The 19,526-nt window shown below is 63.4% G+C and carries 21 protein-coding genes and 1 tRNA gene; 8 read left to right on the forward strand and 14 right to left on the reverse strand.

Annotated features, from left to right (window positions below; genetic code table 11):
- Positions 1-86: 86 nt before the first annotated feature.
- From WBN73_RS01520 to WBN73_RS01535, 4 genes are all read right to left on the reverse strand, one after another.
- The gene (locus WBN73_RS01520; RefSeq protein WP_337339304.1) at positions 87-722 is read right to left on the reverse strand and encodes a DUF2461 domain-containing protein; all 636 of its coding nucleotides are present in this window, start codon (positions 720-722) and stop codon (positions 87-89) included.
- Between the two features lie 133 nt (positions 723-855).
- Positions 856-2,337 carry a catalase gene (locus WBN73_RS01525; RefSeq protein ID WP_207594319.1) on the reverse strand — a complete coding sequence of 494 codons (1,482 nt, stop codon included), beginning with the start codon at positions 2,335-2,337 and terminating at the stop codon, positions 856-858.
- On the reverse strand, positions 2,334-2,828 hold the full coding sequence (locus WBN73_RS01530; protein ID WP_337339305.1) for a Fur family transcriptional regulator: 495 nt from the start codon (positions 2,826-2,828) through the stop codon (positions 2,334-2,336). Before WBN73_RS01530 ends, WBN73_RS01525 begins: the two co-directional genes overlap by 4 nt.
- 30 nt (positions 2,829-2,858) lie before the next feature.
- A complete protein-coding gene (locus WBN73_RS01535) occupies positions 2,859-3,635 on the reverse strand; it encodes a hypothetical protein (RefSeq protein WP_337339306.1) in 777 nt (258 codons plus the stop codon).
- Positions 3,636-3,726: 91 nt separating this feature from the next.
- Between WBN73_RS01535 and WBN73_RS01540 the strand changes: the two genes are divergently transcribed.
- Both WBN73_RS01540 and htpX read left to right on the forward strand, forming a co-directional pair.
- Positions 3,727-4,998 carry an MFS transporter gene (locus WBN73_RS01540; RefSeq protein ID WP_337339307.1) on the forward strand — a complete coding sequence of 424 codons (1,272 nt, stop codon included), beginning with the start codon at positions 3,727-3,729 and terminating at the stop codon, positions 4,996-4,998.
- A 110-nt stretch (positions 4,999-5,108) separates the two neighbouring features.
- Complete coding sequence (gene htpX / locus WBN73_RS01545; protein ID WP_280623311.1) at positions 5,109-5,978, forward strand: zinc metalloprotease HtpX; 870 nt, start codon at positions 5,109-5,111, stop codon at positions 5,976-5,978.
- Positions 5,979-6,169: 191 nt separating this feature from the next.
- Here htpX and WBN73_RS01550 read toward each other — a convergent pair whose 3' ends face one another.
- Complete coding sequence (locus WBN73_RS01550) at positions 6,170-6,661, reverse strand: YajQ family cyclic di-GMP-binding protein (protein ID WP_017200185.1); 492 nt, start codon at positions 6,659-6,661, stop codon at positions 6,170-6,172.
- A 181-nt stretch (positions 6,662-6,842) separates the two neighbouring features.
- Between WBN73_RS01550 and WBN73_RS01555 the strand changes: the two genes are divergently transcribed.
- Positions 6,843-7,109, forward strand: a complete 267-nt coding sequence (locus tag WBN73_RS01555) for a hypothetical protein (RefSeq protein ID WP_337339308.1) — start codon at positions 6,843-6,845, stop codon at positions 7,107-7,109.
- Between the two features lie 127 nt (positions 7,110-7,236).
- Positions 7,237-7,318, forward strand: a tRNA-Tyr gene (locus tag WBN73_RS01560).
- Positions 7,319-7,588: 270 nt separating this feature from the next.
- Here the strand turns inward: WBN73_RS01560 and WBN73_RS01565 are convergent.
- Positions 7,589-8,380: a potassium channel family protein gene (locus WBN73_RS01565; protein WP_280623309.1), complete on the reverse strand. Its 792-nt coding sequence runs from the start codon at positions 8,378-8,380 to the stop codon at positions 7,589-7,591.
- A gap of 84 nt (positions 8,381-8,464) precedes the next feature.
- The gene (locus WBN73_RS01570) at positions 8,465-8,686 is read right to left on the reverse strand and encodes a hypothetical protein (protein ID WP_089595880.1); all 222 of its coding nucleotides are present in this window, start codon (positions 8,684-8,686) and stop codon (positions 8,465-8,467) included.
- 178 nt (positions 8,687-8,864) lie between these two features.
- Here WBN73_RS01570 and WBN73_RS01575 point away from each other — a divergent pair, with 178 nt between their 5' ends.
- Entirely contained in the window at positions 8,865-9,410 is a 546-nt protein-coding gene (locus WBN73_RS01575) for an acyl-CoA thioesterase (protein WP_280623308.1), read from the forward strand.
- Here the strand turns inward: WBN73_RS01575 and WBN73_RS01580 are convergent.
- Genes WBN73_RS01580 through WBN73_RS01590 form a run of 3 tightly spaced genes read right to left on the reverse strand, consistent with a single transcriptional unit; the run spans position 9,407 to position 11,881 of the window.
- Entirely contained in the window at positions 9,407-10,207 is an 801-nt protein-coding gene (locus tag WBN73_RS01580; protein WP_280623307.1) for an ABC transporter permease subunit, read from the reverse strand. The two genes, WBN73_RS01575 and WBN73_RS01580, sit on opposite strands and share 4 nt — an antisense overlap.
- Positions 10,200-11,207, reverse strand: a complete 1,008-nt coding sequence (locus WBN73_RS01585) for an ABC transporter ATP-binding protein (protein ID WP_337339309.1) — start codon at positions 11,205-11,207, stop codon at positions 10,200-10,202. The genes WBN73_RS01580 and WBN73_RS01585 overlap by 8 nt, the downstream gene beginning before the upstream one ends.
- A 14-nt stretch (positions 11,208-11,221) precedes the next feature.
- The gene (locus tag WBN73_RS01590) at positions 11,222-11,881 is read right to left on the reverse strand and encodes a TetR family transcriptional regulator (RefSeq protein ID WP_337339310.1); all 660 of its coding nucleotides are present in this window, start codon (positions 11,879-11,881) and stop codon (positions 11,222-11,224) included.
- 124 nt (positions 11,882-12,005) lie between these two features.
- Between WBN73_RS01590 and WBN73_RS01595 the strand changes: the two genes are divergently transcribed.
- Together WBN73_RS01595 and trxA are read left to right on the forward strand one after the other, a co-directional pair.
- Complete coding sequence (locus WBN73_RS01595) at positions 12,006-13,916, forward strand: GDSL-type esterase/lipase family protein (RefSeq protein ID WP_207594309.1); 1,911 nt, start codon at positions 12,006-12,008, stop codon at positions 13,914-13,916.
- A gap of 89 nt (positions 13,917-14,005) precedes the next feature.
- On the forward strand, positions 14,006-14,383 hold the full coding sequence (gene trxA, locus WBN73_RS01600) for a thioredoxin (RefSeq protein ID WP_337339311.1): 378 nt from the start codon (positions 14,006-14,008) through the stop codon (positions 14,381-14,383).
- Positions 14,384-14,489: 106 nt separating this feature from the next.
- On the opposite strand, the gene WBN73_RS01605 is transcribed toward trxA, so the two are convergent.
- Positions 14,490-14,768 carry a putative quinol monooxygenase gene (locus WBN73_RS01605; protein WP_062073318.1) on the reverse strand — a complete coding sequence of 93 codons (279 nt, stop codon included), beginning with the start codon at positions 14,766-14,768 and terminating at the stop codon, positions 14,490-14,492.
- A gap of 83 nt (positions 14,769-14,851) precedes the next feature.
- On the opposite strand from WBN73_RS01605, the gene WBN73_RS01610 reads away from it, so the two are divergent.
- On the forward strand, positions 14,852-16,528 hold the full coding sequence (locus tag WBN73_RS01610; protein WP_337339312.1) for an AMP-binding protein: 1,677 nt from the start codon (positions 14,852-14,854) through the stop codon (positions 16,526-16,528).
- Between the two features lie 37 nt (positions 16,529-16,565).
- Here WBN73_RS01610 and WBN73_RS01615 read toward each other — a convergent pair whose 3' ends face one another.
- The 3 genes from WBN73_RS01615 to WBN73_RS01625 all read right to left on the reverse strand — a co-directional run bounded on the left by WBN73_RS01615 (position 16,566) and on the right by WBN73_RS01625 (position 19,421).
- Positions 16,566-17,378 (reverse strand): ABC transporter permease, encoded by an 813-nt coding sequence (locus WBN73_RS01615; protein WP_207594307.1) that lies wholly within the window; start codon positions 17,376-17,378, stop codon positions 16,566-16,568.
- Positions 17,378-18,346: an ATP-binding cassette domain-containing protein gene (locus tag WBN73_RS01620; RefSeq protein ID WP_337339313.1), complete on the reverse strand. Its 969-nt coding sequence runs from the start codon at positions 18,344-18,346 to the stop codon at positions 17,378-17,380. The genes WBN73_RS01615 and WBN73_RS01620 overlap by 1 nt, the downstream gene beginning before the upstream one ends.
- A gap of 103 nt (positions 18,347-18,449) precedes the next feature.
- Positions 18,450-19,421: a DNA-3-methyladenine glycosylase family protein gene (locus WBN73_RS01625; RefSeq protein ID WP_337339314.1), complete on the reverse strand. Its 972-nt coding sequence runs from the start codon at positions 19,419-19,421 to the stop codon at positions 18,450-18,452.
- Positions 19,422-19,526: the final 105 nt, after the last annotated feature.

Here is a 19,526-nt window from a genome sequence, read left to right on the forward strand (position 1 = left end):
CGTTAGCTCCAGAAGTCGCTCCATGAAGCGCCCGGGAACCATCGGTTTCCGGGCGCTTTTGCGCGTTCCCGCCAACACCAGCGCCATTACGGCGCCGCGTGAACGCCGACCCATTCCACCAGGGGCCTCAGCACTTCCCACCGGGCAGCAATCTCGTTACGGGCTGCGGGAGTGGAGAGCCACTCCGGTTGCCCAACCTCAACGCCGGCCGACAACGACTTGTGCTTGAGGAGCTCTCCGCGTGGATGATCCTTGTCGAATCCCCGCGGGACAGTCTTCAGCTTCTCGCCTTCGATGGCGAAGCCGGCGGCGGCCACAGCACCGACGATCTCCTGCAGTTCCAACCCACTGTCAGGAGCATCCACTGCCGCCCGGAAACGGGCCAGCTGCGCCGGAGTGTGCGAGTGGTAGCCCCCGCCGATCAGCAGGCCATCGGCGCTGATCTGGACGTAGAAGCCAACACCTTCCTGAGTAGCTGCAAAGGCCCCTTGCGCTGTCTTGTACGGAGACTTGTCCTGGGAGAACCGGATATCGCGGTTGGGACGAAAGATCTTGGCTGGCCCGAACTGCGGCTCCAACTCTGAAAGGAGAGCTGTCAGCGGCTCCTTGACCTCGGCGTCGTACGTGGTTTTGTGTTCAAGCCACCACTCACGGTTGTTGTTCTCTTCAAGCTCGGCGTAGAAACGGAATGCGGCGGTAGGGATGCCTTTGAATGTGGTCATAGAAGGATCCTAGGGACGGCGATACCCGGCCAGCCATAGCCAAAGAAGGCTATGTGGAAAAACAAAAAGAACACCCCGCCGCGGAGAAGATCCGCGACGGGGTGTTCCAGGAAATGCTGGAGAGCGAAGACGCTTAGAGCTTGTTGGCTGCTTCGGCGTCGGACTCGGTCTGACCTGCACCGAGGTTGGCGCGGAGCTTGGCGCCAAGATCGGAGTCAACGTTGGTCCAGTACTGGATGGCGCGTTCCTTGATGTCAGCGTTCTTCACGCCGCCAACAGCACCGGTGATGGTGTCCAGGAGGCGGGCCTTGGCAGCGTCGTCGTAGACCTCGCGGTACAGGGTACCGGCCTGGCCGAAGTCGTCGTCCTCAGCGTGCAGGGTGTGGGCGGAGAGGGTGAGCTCGCCGTCGTTCTCCCAGCCACCGGCGGGCGACGTAGGCTCAACAGCAGCCGGGCCACCAACGGAGTTCGGTGCGTACACCGGGGTGGACGGGGAGTTGAACAGGTAACGACCCTGGCCGTCCTGGCTGTAGTTGTTGACCTGGTTCTTGGGCTGGTTCACCGGGATCTGTGCGTGGTTGGTGCCCACGCGGTAACGGTGTGCGTCTGCGTAGGAGAAGATGCGGGCCTGCAGCATCTTGTCCGGGGAAGCGGCAATGCCCGGTACGAAGTTCGACGGCGCGAAGGTGGCCTGCTCGATCTGCGCGAAGTAGTTTTCCGGGTTCTTGTTCAGCTCCATGGTGCCCACGTGGATCAGCGGGTAGTCCGAGTGCGGCCAGACCTTGGTGAGGTCGAACGGGTTGAAGCGGTACGTCTTGGCGTCCTCGTACGGCATGACCTGGACGTGCAGTTCCCAGGAGGGGAAGTTGCCGGCGTCGATGTTTTCCTGGAGGTCGCGGATGTAGAAGTCTGCATCCGAGCCGGCAAGCTGCTCAGCCTGGTCGCCGGTGATGGTCTTGACGCCCTGGTTGGACTTGAAGTGGTACTTGACCCAGAAACGCTCGCCGGCGGCGTTGATCCACTGGTAGGTGTGCGAGCCGTAGCCCTGCATTTCACGCCAGGAAGCCGGGAGGCCGCGGTCGCCCATGAGCCAGGTGACCTGGTGGGCGGACTCGGGGGAGAGGGTCCAGAAGTCCCACTGCATGTCAGCGTCACGCAGGTGGCTGCCTGGGAGGCGCTTCTGGGAGTGGATGAAGTCAGGGAACTTGATGCCGTCGCGGATGAAGAAGACGGGGGTGTTGTTGCCAACGAGGTCGTAGTTGCCCTCGGAGGTGTAGAACTTCACGGCGAAACCGCGGGGGTCACGCCAGGTATCGGGAGAACCGTTCTCGCCGGCGACGGAGGAGAAACGGATCAGCATGTCCGTCTCGACGCCCGGCTGGAGGAAGGCTGCCTTGGTGTAGGCCGAAACGTCCGAGGTGGTCTTGAACGTACCGAATGCGCCGCCACCCTTGGCGTGCACTACACGCTCCGGGACCCGCTCGCGGTTGAACTGTGCAAGCTTTTCCACCAGGTAGTGGTCGGTGAGGATGATGGCACCGTCAGCGCCGACGGACTTGGAGTGCGCGTCGGAGGTAACGGGGGCACCTGACTGGGTAGTTGAAATGGCAGTCATTGTTCTCCTTTTTCTTGTTTCTGAGTTACGGAAGTTACGGGAAGCTGTTGTTTGGACTGGCAGTCCTGGCAGATGCCCTGGTACAGGACGTCTGCGATCTGGATGGTCATGGGCTTGGAGTTCTCATCCCAGTGCGGGGTGAGGCACGGTGCGTGTCCCACGGCGCAATCGACGTCCTCCACTTTGCCGCAACTGATGCAGACGGCGTGGTGGTGGTTGTCGCCCACCCGGGTCTCGTAAAGGGCCGGGGAGTGCGGAGGCTCAAAGCGTCGCAACATCTGCAGGTCCGTTAGGTCGCTGAGCACCACGTAAACGGACTGCGCCGTCAGTTCAGGAAGCTCTTTGCGGGCAGCGGCAAGGATGCCTTCAGCCGGAGAGTGCGGATGGTGCTGGACCGCGGCGAGCACTGCCAGCCGCTGTTTGGTCACACGCCGGCCGTGGGCATGCAGGGCAGCTGCCCATTCTGCTTGCTCGGCTGTGTGATCTGTCATGCATTCATTGAAACACTTATTTTGAGGAGTTCACAATAAGGCAAGGCTAACTTCCGGTGAATTGAACAGATCTTCCAGGGGATTGTGGTCTTCGGCTGCCGATCTGCGGACCGCATGGACCCGAACAGGGGCACTTGTGCCCGCTCCTTCCAGGGCCACGCAACTGACACCGCTGAAGCCGCCAGCCCGGGGGAGTGCGGTCAGGGCTGCACCCATCGCCAGTAACTCGACCGGCCTGACCTCGCTGACGGCCGCCACGTTCCTGACTGGTTCGAGGATCGTATGGCGGGGACCCGCGTCCACAGCCCGGACCAGCGGTTCCGGCCCGGAAAAAGGCTCGACGCCGGCACGCACCGTAGCGTCGGAGCCCACCATGGTTTCCGGTACGGCCAGCCTGAGCGCCTCGCGCAGGGCATCATCGGTGGCTTCCAGATCGTGGTCCGTCTCGCCAACCCGTCGGTGCGCCGGAAGCGAAAGCTGGTGTCCCGGCGTCGTGGTTTCTCCGTCCCATCGGCTGAAGAGGTGGAATGTCGGCGTTGACGATTCCGCTACAGGCTCTCCAATGGCTGAGCCCAGGGGATGCCATTGGTAAGCAAACATGATGGCGCAGCGGGTGGCACCAAGGACGTCGGCCAAGGCGGCACGGACCAGGCCGTGGCAGAAAAGCCAGTCCGTGGCCGAGGGGTGTGCAAACTCTGTTGCGGGATCCGACAACCGGATGACGACATGCCCGGCAGTAAGGGGGTGACGTGGCCTGGCGATCTCCCAAAAAGCCGAACGGTACAGCAATCGTCGCGATGTGACCATGTCAACTCCTTCCCCCGGGTGAGCCTACCAAGCGGTGCCCGCAGGCGGGAGGGTGCGGGGCAGCCGCCGCAACGGTCGTTAAGGTAGGACGGTGGCGAAACTACTGGCAGACATCACCCCGTTGAAGGAGAGCCCGGCTTTCCGGCGGCTCTGGCTGGGCGCATCGGTGGCTGCCATCGGTACCCAACTGACGTTGGTGGCGGTCAGCCTGGAGGTCTACCGGCTCACCCAGGAGAGCTTCTACGTGGGACTGCTGGGCATCTTCGCGCTGGTCCCGTTGGTGATCGCCGGACTCTACGGCGGGTCCATCTCGGACGCCTATGATCGCCGCAAAGTGGCCATCATCGCCTCCCTTGTGCTCTGGGCGACCACTGCGGGGCTTGCCTTGCAGGCATGGCTGGAGATCGGCAACATCTGGATACTCTACGCACTGGTGGCCGTCCAAAGTGGAGCGCAAGGCATCAACGGCCCCGCCCGCAGCGCCATCATTCCGTTGCTGGTCCGTAAGGACCTGCTCCCTGCAGCCAACGCGCTGAGCATGCTGACGTTCGGCCTGTCCATGACTGCCGGACCACTCCTGGCAGGCGTTCTGGTGGCCACCATCGGCTTCGGCTGGACCTACACGATCGATGTCATCAGCTTCACGTTCGCCCTCTGGGGCCTCTTCAAGCTCCCGCCCTTGCCGCCGTCCAAGGACGCTGTGCGGCCGGGGCTGCGATCAGTGGTGGAAGGGTTCCGCTTCCTCGGTACCCGCCCCAACGTCCGCATGACCTTCATCATCGACCTCATCGCCATGATCTGCGCCCAACCCCGTGCCCTCATGCCGGCCATCGGTGCGGTCATGATCGGCGGAGGTGAAACCACGGTGGGTGTGCTGCTTGCGTCCACGGCTGTGGGCGCCTTCCTCGCAGGCCTGTTTTCCGGGCCACTGGGCCGGGTGCGGCGGCAGGGCAGCGCCGTCGTGTGGTCCGTGGTGGGTTGGGGAGCCTCCATTGCGGGCTTCGGGCTGGTGGTACTGCTGGCGGGGGACTCGGGACGCGATGGAGTTACGCCGTGGCTGATTCCGGCAGCCCTGTGCTGTGCCCTTGCCGGTATTTCAGACTCCGTCAGCGCCGTCTTCCGCACCACCATCCTCCAGTCGGCCACCCCGGATCATCTGCGCGGCCGGCTGCAGGGCGTGTTCATCGTGGTGGTGGCGGGGGGACCGAGGGTGGGGGACATGCTGGCCGGAGGTGTCACACAGTTCCTCAGCGAGGGCGGAGTGTTGCTGATAGGTGGACTCCTCTGCATCGTCCTGGCGTGGCTGGCTTCGCGGCTTCAGCCCGGGTTCGTTGCCTACGACGCTAAACACCCGGTGCCCTAGCACTGCCGTCCACGCCGCCGCCGTAGGCTGGGATCGGAACATGACGACCGGCGTCGGCGTTAATCCGTACAGAACCCCTGCTGGAGCCGAAGAAAGAGGCAAGAACCACCGTGCACAAACACAACAATGGACTCAAGACGGCGGCACTGTTCGGCGTGCTGTGGGCGGTGTTGTTGGGTTTGGGCGCCCTCATCGCAGCGGGCACGCGCAGCACCACGCCCATCTGGATCATGGCGTTGATCGGCGTCGGCACCACCGCCTACGGATACTGGAACAGCGACAAGATCGCCATCCGGTCCATGGCCGCCTACCCGGTCACTGAGTCCCAGGCTCCTCATCTGTACCAGATCGTTCGGGAGCTTTCCGTCAGGGCCAACAAGCCAATGCCGCGGATCTACCTGTCGCCCACCATGACCCCCAACGCCTTTGCCACCGGCCGCAACCCCAAGAACGCCGCCGTGTGCTGCACCGAAGGGATCCTGCACCTCCTGGATGCCCGGGAACTCCGGGGAGTGCTGGGGCATGAACTGATGCACGTGTACAACCGCGACATCCTGACCTCGTCGGTGGCTGCTGCAGTGGCCGGAGTCATTACGTCCGTGGGGCAGATGCTGCTGATCTTCGGCAGCGGGGACCGGCGCAACGCCAACCCGCTGGCCACCATCGCCATGGCGTTGCTGGCTCCGTTCGCGGCTTCGCTCATCCAGATGGCCATCTCCCGCACGCGGGAGTACGACGCCGATGAGGACGGTGCCGAGCTCACCGGCGATCCGCTGGCACTCGCCTCAGCCCTGCGCAAGATCGAGTCCGGCGTCACCCAGCTGCCGCTCCCGCAGGACCAGAAGCTCGTCAACGCGTCGCACTTGATGATTGCCAACCCATTCCGGGGCGGCGGCATGCGCCGCATGTTCTCCACCCACCCGCCGATGAATGAACGGATCAGCCGCTTGGAACAGATGGCCGGCCGCCGGCTTTCCTAGGTCCACCATGAACCAGCCCGCCCGGACTACGCGAACAGCCCCTCGCCGATGAAGCCACCTTGCCGGACTGACCTGGATGGGACCATCCGTGGCGCCCGTGGTCTTGGTGTCGTCCGTATTCCCGGGCAGCAAAAAGCCGGGATGCGGACCCCTTGGTGGGCCTGCATCCCGGCTTTTCGAACGGTGTGCGACTAGCTGCGGAAGTTCACGAACTGCAGGTCGGCCTCTTCGAACTTCTTCAGGATGTTCATGGTTTCCTGAAGGTCGTCACGGGACTTGGAGGTCACGCGGAGTTCGTCGCCCTGGATCTGGGACTTGACGGACTTGGGGGCTTCATCGCGGATGATCTTGTTGATCTTCTTGGCGATGTCCTGGGCAATGCCCTCCTTGATGGTGCACTCCAGGCGGAATTCCTTGCCGGAGGGGAAAGGCTCGCCCTGGTCCAGGGACTTCAGCGAGATGCCGCGCTTGATCAGCTTGGACTGGAAAACATCCAGGACAGCAAGGACCCGGTCCTCGGAATTGGCCTTCATGAGGATCTTCTCGCCGCTGAAGTCGATCTCCGCGCCAACGCCCTTGAAGTCGTATCGCTGCGCGATTTCCTTCTGGGACTGGTTCAGTGCGTTGGCGACCTCTTGCTTGTCTACCTTGCTGACGACGTCGAATGTGGATTCGCCTGCCATGACTCTCCTTAGGTTGGGGGCCCTGTGAGGGCGGGTTGGTCTGGCATCCAGCCTAGTACGGAAGGTGCTGCTTGGGGCGGTGGAGGGCATTCACAGTTCGCTCACAGCACATGCAAGGTTGGAACTGAGGCTGCGGGTTGAGAGTTGTACCAGTTGGAAGAACGCATAGTGGAGGATCAGCATGAGCAGCAAGGCCGTCCAGTCCATCAGTAAATCCGCTACTGCAGCGGCTGGCTCCCTTGGCACGGCAGCAGTTGCCGCAGCCAGTGCTGTTGCGGCCGCGGCCGTGGCAGCGTCGATCGTCCTGAGCCCGGTACCCGATGCCACAGCACGCATGGACGGAGTGCACGCTGACCTGCTGCGGGCTGTGCAGCTCAACCAGATCACCGCCGAGCAGGCCGAGAAGTTCGAAGCGAAACTCGCCGGCCGGATCCTCGGGGAAGCCTGACATACCGCCACATACCGGGCGTTTTCCCCCGATTAGATTCTTTGCAGAAAGTTCTGTAAGGTTGTCTCTGCCTTCGGTTACCGGATCGAAAGAAATGGTCTCCGGAAGTGATCTTCTTTTGAAGTTCGGCAGATTACCCGAGCGGCCAAAGGGGGCTGACTGTAAATCAGCTGGCAACGCCTACGGGGGTTCGAATCCCTCATCTGCCACCCAGAGAAAATCCCCGGAACCACTGGTTCCGGGGATTTTTTTGTGTGTCCAGCGAGTTCCCGCCGCCGGATTCCTGCCGGGGGATCGGGCTGTTGGCCGCCTTGCTCGACCTTGCGCGGCATGGGATCCAACGAGCACAGGTTTGGCCGTGCCGCCACCACCTGCTTTGATCGCACGTACCCGTCGACTCGCGGTAACCCAGTGCGTGTCATGGCATCCGGGCTGTCAAAGTAGGTGGTGACGGTACGTGTTCGCGCGGGACGCCGCGCCTAGACCTCGCGCTCCCGCCCGAATTCCGTGGTTTGCCGGACCGCCGTGGCTTCCCGGAGTTCGGCGATCTCCATCCGCAGGGCTGCGATCTCGGTCACCAGGTCAGCCATCTCCGCGCGAACGGGTTCCTCGGCGGCGACCGCCTTCTCTTCGGCTGCCGCTGCCACGCCCTCCGCGTTCTCCTCAATCCGTTGAACCAGCCAGGAAGCGATGGATGCTGTGACAATACCCAGCACCGCGATGCCGCTCATCATGAGGGCCGCGGCCACGATCCTTCCAATGGGGGTCACGGGATACAGGTCTCCGTAGCCCACGGTGGTGATGGTGGTGACGGCCCACCAGGCAGCGTCACCGAAGTTGAGGATCTTGGCGGCGGGGTCGTTCTGCTCGACATCCAGTACGGCCAGTGCGCCGATGAGGATGAGCATCGCGGCCGCTCCTGCCACGTAGGTGGCAACCCGCCCGCGCAAAGTTTCGCCCACGGTGCGCTGGAGAACGGAGAGCAAAGTGACCAACCGCAGCAGCCGCAAGGGCCGGAAGAAGGGGAGCACCACAATCAGGAGTTCGTGCAGGTTCCAGAGGAACCACCGCATCCTGTCTTCGGCAAGCCACAGGTTGACGAAGTAGTCCAGCGCGAAGATGCCCCAGGTAATCCAGAGGACAATCTCGAACGGCACTGCCGCGGCACCGTCCACCCGGCCGATGACCTGCCAGGCATAGGCAGTGAGGAAAATCAGTGCCGTGGCCATGAGGGGCCATTCCACCAGGTCCCGGTATCGCGCTTGTGTCATAGGGGAATACTAGCCACCGCAGGCACCTCAGCCCGGACGGGACTATCGGACGAGCCCCTGCAGGATGAGCCTGCACCGGACGCATCAGGCAGCTGGCGTCTCCAGCCAGTATCCGTCGAGGTGGTGGATCAACTGCCTGCCGAGGCCGCCTTTGAGCTGGATCCACAGCGTGCTGCGGTCCTCGGTCATGCCGTCGATGGTTCCCTCAATGCGGTTGCCGCGGGCGTCCTGAAGGACAACGTTCTGGTGGCGTGAAAGTTCGGGCCAGACCTGGCCCTGTGGCCTGGTGGTTTGCAGCGTGCTCAAAGGGTCCCCCTTGTATGGTCATTCATCAGATGAGTTTCAGATATTCTGCATGGCTTTGATGAACCAGCGGTAAACGTTAGTGCAAACGTTGGACATAAAGCAGGTTATGGACTACCGGCCTGTCCATCATGCGGTCCACGCCTTTCGCCGGAAGTTACCCGCGGGTAACATTGTGGGCATGCATCTGCTTCTTCGCACCCTCATGCTGCTCTTCACTTCTTCCAAGCGCTCGCCCCTGGGTGTCTGGGAGGAGTCCTCCCTTCCCCTGAAAGTGCTGCCGACGGACATCGACATTGCCTTGCACGTCAACAACGGCATGTACTTTTCGCTGATGGACCTTGGCCGCTTCGACCTCATGGTCCGCAGTGGCATTTGGGCCAAGATGCGCAAGAAGGGGTGGACTCCGGTGGCTGCCGGCGAAACCATCGCTTTCCGCAAGTCCCTGCAACTGTGGCAGCGCTACACCATTGAGACCCGCATCATCGGCCTGGATACCAAAGCCATCTACTTTGAACAGCGGATGGTGGTGGACGGTGAAATCTACGCCCGTGCGCACATTGCCACACGACTGGTGGCAAAGGGCAAGCCCGTCACCCAGGAAGAAATCATCGCGGAGTTCGGCGCGCCTCCGGCAGGCCTCGAGTTGCCCGAATGGATCCATGAGTGGCGCGAGAACAATGCGCTCCCCGGAGCACGTCGCCCCGCCCCGCACGTCTGGAGCTAAACACCCACATCACGGTGCCGCAGCGCCACTGCTCCCAGGACAATAAGTACCGCCGAGATACCGAATAGGCCTGCGGCCGCTCCCCAATCAGCGCCGTTGGCTACCGGGGAATTGCCATACGCCCAGTGGTACGGCGAAAGGTTCAGCAACCATTCGACGTCCGGACTTTGCCGTCCCACTGCGTTGAACACATATCCGAGGACAGCGACGGCGGCGCCCGCAGCGATCCCGTACACCTTCCTGCCGCTGAGCGCACCGGCGAAGAGCGCCGCTGTTCCGCTGAGAAGGGCAAGAGCGGCGAACAGCAGCACCGCTCCGGCGAGATGTCCGACGTCGATGCCCAGTTGCGCAGGCCCATTCAGTCCCAGCACCATCAGGAAGACGAGGACGGAAAGGAACGCGATCCGAACCAGGATGGCGAGGGCGCGTTCCAGCACCACCTGCACGCGGGTCACGCTGTGGGCGAGGGTCAGCTCCAACAGCCCCGATTCTTCGTCTCCTCCCACCGCCGCCGCGCCCCAGCCAATGGAGGCCATGGAGGTCAGCAGGAAGCCAATCAGGCCGAACAAGGTGGCTTGTGTGTAGCCGGGGCCCGATGCGATCTGATCGTAGTTCAGGGCTTTGGTCATCTCGGCGGGAAGCGCGTTGATCAGGTCCTGCATCTGCGCGCTGCCGCCGATCGAGGGGTAGAGCGGCAGGTACAGCATGCAGGCCGCCGCCAGGCCCAACGCCCAAGCCAGCGTGGAACGCCAGGAGTCGGTCAGGGCCTTGGTGAAGAGGGGCAGGATCCTAGGCACGGTGGGCTCCTTCCGCACGACGATGAGAGTCAGCCGGACCGGCACCGCCCGTGTCAGCAGCTGGTTCGCTGCCAGCGCCGCCGGTGTACAAGGTCAGAACGGCCTCTTCGAGGTCCGGTTCTTCCAGGACAAGGTCCGTCAGGTCCAGTCGCGCCAATGCTTGGACCAGGGGCCGGACGTGCCCGGAAAGCGTCGCCGTTGCCACCACTGTCCCGGCAGTGTGGCCGTCGGCGGGGAGTTCCCGCACCGCGACGTTGGCGATGCCCGGCACCCGGGCCAGCAGCGCCCCGACGTCGTTCGCTGCGGTACCGGTGCTGTTGAACCGGAGTTGCCGGACGGCCGCCATCCGCAGGGCCTCCACCGTGGACACGGTGACGATTTCGCCGTCGCGGAGGATGGCGACGGCGTCGGCTGCTTGTTGGACTTCACTGAGGACATGGGAGCTGAGGAACACCGTGGCGCCTTCGGCCACTGCCTCGCGGACCATGGCATGAAAAACCTGCTGGACCAAGGGGTCCAGGCCGCTGGTTGGTTCGTCCAGCACCAGGAGTTCGGGTTGGTGCTGGAAGGCCTGCAGCAACCCCAGCTTCTGTTTGTTGCCTTTGGAGAGTTTCCGGGTTTGGCGGCTCAGGTCCAGGTTCAGGCGGTCAGCGAGGTCGTTGACGTGGTGGGGGTCCACAGGGCCGCTGATGGCGGCAAAGTGCTCCAACGTGCGGCGGCCTGTGGTGCGGTTCTCCAAGTGGAGCTCGCCGGGCAGGTAGCCGATCCTTCGGCGAAGGGAGGTACCCGCGCGGCGGGGATTCTGTCCGAGAACCGAGATGGAACCCGCGCTGGGCCGGATGATGTCCAACAGGCAGCGCATGGTGGTGGTCTTGCCGGCGCCGTTGGGCCCGATGACGCCGAACACCGTCCCGGCCTCCGCCGCAAAATCCAGTCCGTGGAGGACCTCGCGGTGACCGAACTTCTTACGCAACCCCTCGACGACGATTGCCTGGGTCACGGGGCATGCTCCCTTCAGTGGTTGATGGTGTCTTGCTGCAAAGCGTCGCGGGCCGCCTCAAGGAACCGCGAATCGGTATAAAAACCGTGGGTGTAGATCTCCAGGGCGGGCAGCGTGAGCTGCCGCAGCAACCCGGGTCCGATTCCGTGGGGCTCCGGAGTGAATTCGCCCAGCGTCCTTGAGAGATGCCTGCCCAGCATGAGGATGGACAGGCTGTTGGAGGCAATCACGACGGCGGTGGATCGGACGTCGTTGAACTTCCGGATGGTTCCTGCCGCGATTCCGGCGTTGATGATGTCCTCTGTTTGCCTCACGACAGCATCAAAGAAGGCATCGCCGGCATCGGACTCGTCACTCAGTGATTGGCGGATGTAGGCGATCTCCTGGGCGTATTGTTCCGGGTGGTTGAGGTAGTCCTGGATCAGTTGGCGTGTTGATCCCGGGTGGGTCTTCTCGCGGCCCTGGCTGGCTGTTTGGGCGAGGACGTGCTGGTCGCAGGCAGCGCGGAGGTTTTCTTTGCTGCCGAAATGGTGGATGACCAGGCCTGGGCTGACCCCGGCCAGCGAGGCGACGGCCCGGACCGTGGCGCGGGCGAATCCATCCCGGCCGAACAGGTCGATGGCGGCGTCGCGGATGCGGGCCCGGGTGGTGAGATCCTCTGCGCTTGAACGCATGTTTCAAACACTAAACACCTGTTCAATGTCCATCAAGTGGCAGGGTCATAACGATGTGACACCATTGGTTGGGTCGCCGGTGTTGAGTGTGCCGGCGTCGCAGATACTTGCCTCAGTGTTATTGATGGGGCAGCAGGTGGGGGTTGGCGAAGTGGGCTTTAACAAGACGGCCGTGGGGCCGGCGCGGGGTTGGTTTCTTGGCGCGGTAGCCATGGGGCTGCTGCTTCCTGGTGCGCTGGGTGCGGCACTTCCCGCGCAAGCCGCTCCCGCCCTCAGCACTTCCGTCCAAGCCTCAGTCCCGCTGGCTGTTCCGGCGGAGACCTCGACGCCGCCCCTTACTGGTGCGATCGGCAACCTGTACAACACCAGCGCGTGGGCACGAAGCGTGCTGCTCCGCCCCACCAGTACCGAGGAATGTTCCGGCAGCGGGAGCACCAGCGGTTGCGTACAACGGTTTGCCGGCGGTGACATCGCTTGGTCCGCGCGTACCGGGGCGCGCGTGGTGGTCAACGGACCGGTCCGTACATCGTGGTGGGCTGCGGGCGGCCCTTCCGGATTTCACGGCTATCCAAAGACAGACACCACCACTGGGCTGCGCAACGGAGGGTCCAAGCAGACCTATGAACGTGGCGCCATCACGTACTCGCCGGGAACGGGTGCGCAGCGGACCAGCGGATCCATCCATCTGGCCTGGGGACGTGCCGGCTTTGAAACCGGTTACCTGGGCTATCCGGTTACCGGGGAAAGTACGGGACTGCGCGACGGCGGCGCCTGGCAGGCTTTCGAACGAGGCTTTGTGGTGTGGTCGCCGGCCACCGGGGCACACCCATCTATGGGGGCCATCCGTGAACGATGGCGGAAAGCCGGCATGGAAGAAGGCGAGCTGGGGTACCCCGCCACGGATGAAGCCCTGGGCCTGAAGAATGGCGGCTCCTCCCAGCAGTACCAGCGCGGAACAATCATCTGGTCACCAGCCACCGGTGCCCGCGCATTGACCGGTGCCATCCGGAGCTACTGGTCCTCCACAGGAGGCCAAAATGGCGCCCTCGGATATCCGGTCGGTGAGGAAGTCCGGCAAAACACCTTTGTCTACCAACTCTTCCAGGGCGGCACGGTCTACTGGTCCGCGGCGACGGGGGCGCATTCCACCACCCACGGCGATGTCCACAACCGATACAACTCGCTGGGCGGAGCGGCCGGACAGTTGGGGCTTCCTCTCACGGACAAGCTTCCGCGTGCCGGCGGACTCGTGCAACAGTTCGTCAACGGCTGGCTGGTGTGGGGGCCGTCCACCGGGGCGCGGATCGTTGGACACCCCACCTATAAAGTGTGGTCCGCCAACCCGGGTGAGTTCGGCTGGCCCGTCCGCGACACCTGGATGGACGGACGCGGAACCCATGTGGCCTTCCAGAAGCTGGAAACCATCTGGAGCGACGCCACGGAAGAGCTCTATTCGGCCGAGGCCGTTGACGCATCCACTGTTGTTTTCCTGGGTGACTCCCAACTGGACCTGGATTCCTGGGGCGAGCAGGGTGCCCGCGGCGCCGGGTACCCACGCCAGGTGGTCCGCAGCATTGGCGGGCTCGGCTACGTTTCCGGAAGTCCCGCCGTCGGGGGTGGCTCAGCGACTGATGCGCTGGCGCAGGACCGGATCCTCCTGCCGCAGGGCAGCCCCGGGCTGGTAGTGGTAACTTTGGGCGGCAACGACGCCAGGATCGGCGCCACGGATGCAGCCATCCTGTCCCAAGCCAACCGGCTATGGGACGAGCTCCGGCGCAAGTACCCCCGCAGCACCATACTGGTCAACGGCGTGCTGTCACGGTACGACTCCAACCACGTCCAGCGCCGGTGGGTGGATGGCCTCGTGACCCGCGAAGCTGCACTTCGCGGTTGGCCGCGGATTTCCATGGCCGGTACGGCGACCATTGCGGGAGCGGCCGGCGACTACCTCGACGACACCCACATGAACCAGACCGGCCACAACAAGGTGGCGCCGCTGTATGCGTCCGCGCTGAAGCACGTGTTGGGCAAGTAAGGAAACCCTGCTTTATTCCCGGTAACGCGGGAAGCGAACAGGGCGCCCCTCCACGGGACTTAGCGGGCAGGGTCGCGTACCGTGGAACCATGGCTACAGTTGACATCACTGGAGAACAGTTCGCATCGACCATCGAGGACAACGACATTGTCCTGGTGGATTTCTGGGCTGCATGGTGCGGCCCGTGCCGCCAGTTTGCGCCCACGTACGGGGCAGCTTCGGACAAGCACTCCGACGTCGTTTTCGCGAAGGTGGACACCGAGGCCGAACAGCAACTGGCCGCCGAAGCGGGAATCACGTCCATCCCCACACTCATGGCTTTCCGCGAGAAGGTCCTGGTCTTCTCGCAGCCCGGTGCCCTCAACGGCCAGCAGCTTGAGCAGGTCATTGAAGCCGTGAAGGGCCTGGACATGGAAGAGGTCCACGCCCACGTTGCCAAGGCGCGTGCCGAGGCGCAGGAAAACTAAGAACGAGCGGCGGTTTGAAACACTGAAACCGCTGGAAACGCACCGAGGTCGCCGGAAATTTCCGGCGACCTCGAGGCTTTAAGGCGTTTTCGCTGTATTGCGGTGATCAGAGCCGTTCGAGCTTGACGGGCTCAGCCAGCAAGGCGCTGAGGGACTCGTTCAGGTCCTGGACAGCGATGCCCTTGGAGTGCTTCTCGAGGAGTTCCTCGGATTCCCAGCGCTCCGTGAGGACGAGCTTTTCCTCGGTGGCCTCGGTCAGTTCATAGCGGATGCAGCCGGGCTCGTTCACGACCTCGTCGATGGCGATTTCCAGGGCGAGCTTCACGCGGAAGAATTCGCCGTCGTTGGGGATGAACGTGGCCTGCAGGTCAATGGGTGCACTCATGGATCCAACCCTACCGGCAGGACACGGCCCCCTTGGAGGTGGTTACGGTTCTGTTGCGCCCCGTCCCTTGGTAGCGTTCCGTCATGTTGTCCTACACTGCCGGAGACACTGACGTCCCGCTGCTCGAAGAGACCATCGGCGCCAATTTTGAGCGCATCGCCGCACAATACCCCTTGCGGGACGCCCTGATTGAAGCGGCCGCGATGCCGGGCGGGGAGGCCCGCCGCTGGAGCTATGAAAAACTAAACGACGACGTCAATCGCCTCGCCCGCGCACTGCTCGCTCTGGGTGTGGCCAAGGGCGAACGGATCGGTATCTGGAGCCCCAACTGCGCCGAGTGGACCATCCTGCAGTACGCAACGGCCAAGATCGGTGCGGTGCTGGTCAACGTCAACCCCGCTTACAGGAGCCACGAACTGGAGTTCGTGGTGCAGCAGAACGGCATGCGGATGCTGGTGGCTGCGCCTTCGGACAAGAACAGCGACTATGTGGGCATGGCCAGGAATGCGGCCGGAAGCTGTCCGGAACTCCGGGAGATCGTCTTCCTCCCGGGAAACCCTTTGCAGGAGTTGGCCGGGGGCGAACCGGAAGCCAACCACGAACTGACGTACGCCCAACTCCTGGCCCGGGCTGACGGCGTCGGGCCTTCCGCGGTTCAGGACCGGATGGCCGAACTTGACCCACACGACGCCATCAACCTGCAGTACACCTCGGGCACCACGGGCTTTCCCAAGGGCGCGACGCTGACGCACCACAACATCCTCAACAACGGACACTCCATCGGCCGGCTCCTGAACTACACCGAACGCGACCGCGTGGTGATTCCGGTGCCGTTCTACCACTGCTTCGGCATGGTGATCGGGAACCTGAATGCCCTCAGCTTTGGTGCGGCCACCATCATCCCCAGCCGCGGATTCAATCCGTCGGCGGCGTTGGAAGCGGTGCAGGACTTCGGCGGGACGTCCCTGTACGGGGTGCCCACCATGTTCATTGCGGAACTGGCTTTGGAGGACTTTGGCTCCTACGATCTCTCGACGCTGCGGACCGGCGTGATGGCCGGCTCGCTGTGTCCCATGGAAGTGATGCGCAGGGTCATCGAAGAGATGCACATGGTGGATGTTGCCATTTGCTACGGCATGACTGAGACCTCGCCTGTGTCCACCATGACCCGCACCGGGGACACCCTCGAACACCGGACCAGCACGGTGGGCCGGACCATGCCGCACCTGGAGAGCCGCATTGTGGACGCCGGCTCGGCAGAGGTGGTGGAGCGGGGCGTGATCGGTGAGCTGTGCACCCGGGGCTATGCGGTCATGAGCGGCTATTGGGGTCAGCCGGACAAAACTGCGGAAGCGATCGACGACGAAGGATGGATGCACACCGGCGACCTCGCCCGCATGGATGAAGAGGGGTACGTGGTGATCGAAGGCCGCATCAAGGACATGGTGATCCGCGGTGGCGAGAACATCTACCCGCGTGAAATCGAGGAATTCCTGTACTTGCATCCCTCCATCCAGGACGTGCAGGTGATCGGCGTTCCGGATGACAAATACGGTGAGGAACTCATGGCGTGCATCATCCTCAAACCCGGGGCTGCGGCCCTGACTGCCGGGGACTTGGCCGAGTACTGCCGTGGGAAGCTGGCGCACTACAAGATTCCCCGCTATGTGGATGTACGCGACAGCTTCCCCATGACGGTTTCCGGCAAAGTTCGGAAGGTGGACATGCGGCAGGAAGCAGTGAACCGCCTGCAGCTGTAAAAGGCGCTGACGCTTCCGCCCATGGGCGGAAGTACACCTAGTTGGTGTTCCGGCTGATGGTCCGGATTCCCACGGCAAGTCCGACGCCGGCAGTTGCCACAGCGGCTACGAGGCCCCAGAACGTGTCCATCCCAATGGTCCCGGAGAAGAGTTCGCGTTCGGCATTGACGAGGTAGGTCAAGGGGTTGAACAGGCTGGCCACCTTCATCCACCCCGGGCCCGCCTCGATGGGCAACATGATCCCGGACAGGATCATGAGCGGGAAGAGCAGGGTTTGCTGGACGCCCCAGAAGATCCATTCCTTGTTCTGCGAAACCAAAGCCAAAGCGTAGGACAACGCGCCGAGTCCGATGCCGAAAATGCCCAGGATCACCAGCCCCAGCAGGACGTGCATGGGGTGGAACACGAAGCCGAACGGGATGCACACCACGGAGATCAGCAAGCCCTGCACCACCAAGGGGGCCCACTCCTTTAGGGCCCGGCCAATCATGAGCGAGGACCGGGACAATGGCGTGGCCAGGATCCGCTCATAAGAGCCGGTCATCAGCTCATACTGCAGGTTGGACCCGGTCATGGATGTACCGAACAAGGCGATCATCACCACCACGCCCGGCAGGAACCACTGGAGGGTGGACTGGCCGCCGAAAGCCGGAGCGCCCACCGCCGCACCCAGGAGCGGACCGAAGAGACCCAGGAACACCAGCGGTTGGATAAGGGAAAAAATCAACGAAAACGGATCCCGCAGGGGCAGCAGCATCTCCCGCCAGAACACGAACCAGGTGTCCGTCACAATGCTTCCGGCACCTCGCTTTTGCACGGCGACTCCCGGCGCCACGGCTTGTTCAATCATCAGACTTCAGCTCCTTCCCGCAGGCTGCGGCCAGTCAGTTCCAGAAAAACGTCGTCCAGCGTCGGTGGTTTCAATTCCAGCGACTGGGCGGGAGCGCCGGCGTCGTGCATGTCCTTCAACAACCCGGGCGCCAGCCGGGAACCGTGGGCCAGCCGAAGACGGAAACGGACCACGCCGTCGTACGCATTTTCCTGGATGTCGCCCTCGGCGGCGGCCCGGCCCAACAGGCCGCGGACTTCTGACGCGGAACCGGCCGCAACTTCCACGGCCATCAGGTCTCCGGCCAGGTTCGCCTTGAGCCGGGAAGCGGTATCGTCCGCGATGATGGTGCCGTGGTCGATCACGATCACGCGCTCGGACATCGAATCGGCCTCGTCCATGTAATGCGTGGTGAGCACGATGGTGGTCCCGTGTTCCTCGCGCATCCGCATGATGTGCTCCCACAGATTGGCTCGGTTTTGTGGGTCCATCCCGGTGGACGGCTCATCGAGGAACAGCAACCCGGGGGAGTGCATCAATCCCAACGCCACGTCCATGCGGCGGCGTTGTCCGCCCGAGAGCTTGATGACTGTTCGTTTGGCGAGGTCGGCCAAGTCCAGGGATGCCATGAGGGTTTCGGCGCGGGCCCTGGCATCGGTGGTGTTCATACCGTAGAAGCGGCCCTGCATAATGAGTTCGTCGATCACGCGGTAGCTGTGGCCGCCGCCGTTGCCCTGGCCGATGTAGCCGATCCGCGCACGAACGCCTGCGGGGTCCTTGGCGACGTCTACGCCGGCCACGGTGGCTGACCCGGAGGTGGGCTTCAGCAGGGTGGTGAGCATGCGCAGCGTAGTGGATTTACCGGCTCCGTTGGGGCCAAGGAAAGCGACCAGTTCGCCGGGACCCACATCAATGTCCACGCCCTTGACGGCCTCTACGGTTTCCTTTTTCACGGTGAACGTTTTGGTGAGTTTTTTCGTGTGGATCACGGTGGCTCCAGGGAGGGCTGGTGATGGCTCGTAGACGCCACGCTATACCCGTGCCTTCGGCCAGTCCACGGCTCTGCGGACAGCTCCCGTCCGCAATAAAAAGTCAGTGCCGGCGATGATCCTGAACGGTCATCCGTGGACCGAAAGTGGGTTTGCGGAAGCCACTCAAATAGAGCATTCTGACCAGCCGCTGCCTCTGCCCGCGCCACGGTTCGAGCAATTCCAGCATGCCGGCGTCATCCGTCTTTTGGCCCGTCAGTGCGTAGCCCACGTACGAGGCCAGGTGGTAGTCCCCCACGGAAATCGAGTCGGGGCAGCCATGCGTCCGTTGGACCACCTCGGATGCGGTCCAGATGCCGATCCCAGGGATGGTTTGCATCCTGGCGCTCGCCTGCGCTGAGTCCAGGCCTGCCAGCCGTTCAAGCGCTGCGGCGGACTGCAGCGCCCGCATCACCGTCGCCGAGCGCTGTGGTCCAACCCCGGCTTTGTGCCACTCCCACGACGGGATGGCCAGCCATTCCCCGGCGGTGGGAGGAACCAGCAGACCTGCGGGGGCCCTGCCCGGGGCAGATGTTCCGTAGCGATACATCAAGTACCGGTACCCGCGACGTGCCTCCAAGGTGGTGACCTTTTGCTCCAAAATGGTGGGCACCAGGGAGTCAACCACGCGCCCGGTGGAGGGCAGCCGCAGAGCCAGGTTCCGGCGTCGTGCTTCTGTGACAAGCCGTGGGAGCGTGGCGTGGAAAGCGGGCTCGTCGAAGGCCGACCAATCATCATGGGCGCCCAGCAAGCGCGGCACTCCAGCAATGGCGTCCCGGGCACCGGGTCCCCAAGCCTGGGCGTCCACAAACGTGTCAGGGCCCACCCCGCCTGCGGATAGCCTCATAGTGACCGGGCCAGACGCTGCGGTGAAGGCCATCCAGAAACCGTTGGCGTGGGCGGCGAATGACGGATCAGCGTTGCAGCGCATCAGCGGAAACATGGTCTGGTCCAGACGGAAGGCACCGCCCGGATGCCACCTTACGGCTGCGTCTGCCGCGGCCGCAACAACGGGCGGGGCGTCTGCGATGGTCATGTTTTCATGGTCCCACGTCCGGCTGACAATCATCTGGCTGGACCCCTTACGACGGCGGCCGCCCGGGTCTAGACTCCCTGATGTGGCGTGGGTGGGCCGCGCCAC

The organism is Paenarthrobacter sp. CCNWLY172 (genome assembly GCF_037402035.1).
Taxonomy (GTDB): Bacteria; Actinomycetota; Actinomycetes; order Actinomycetales; family Micrococcaceae; genus Arthrobacter.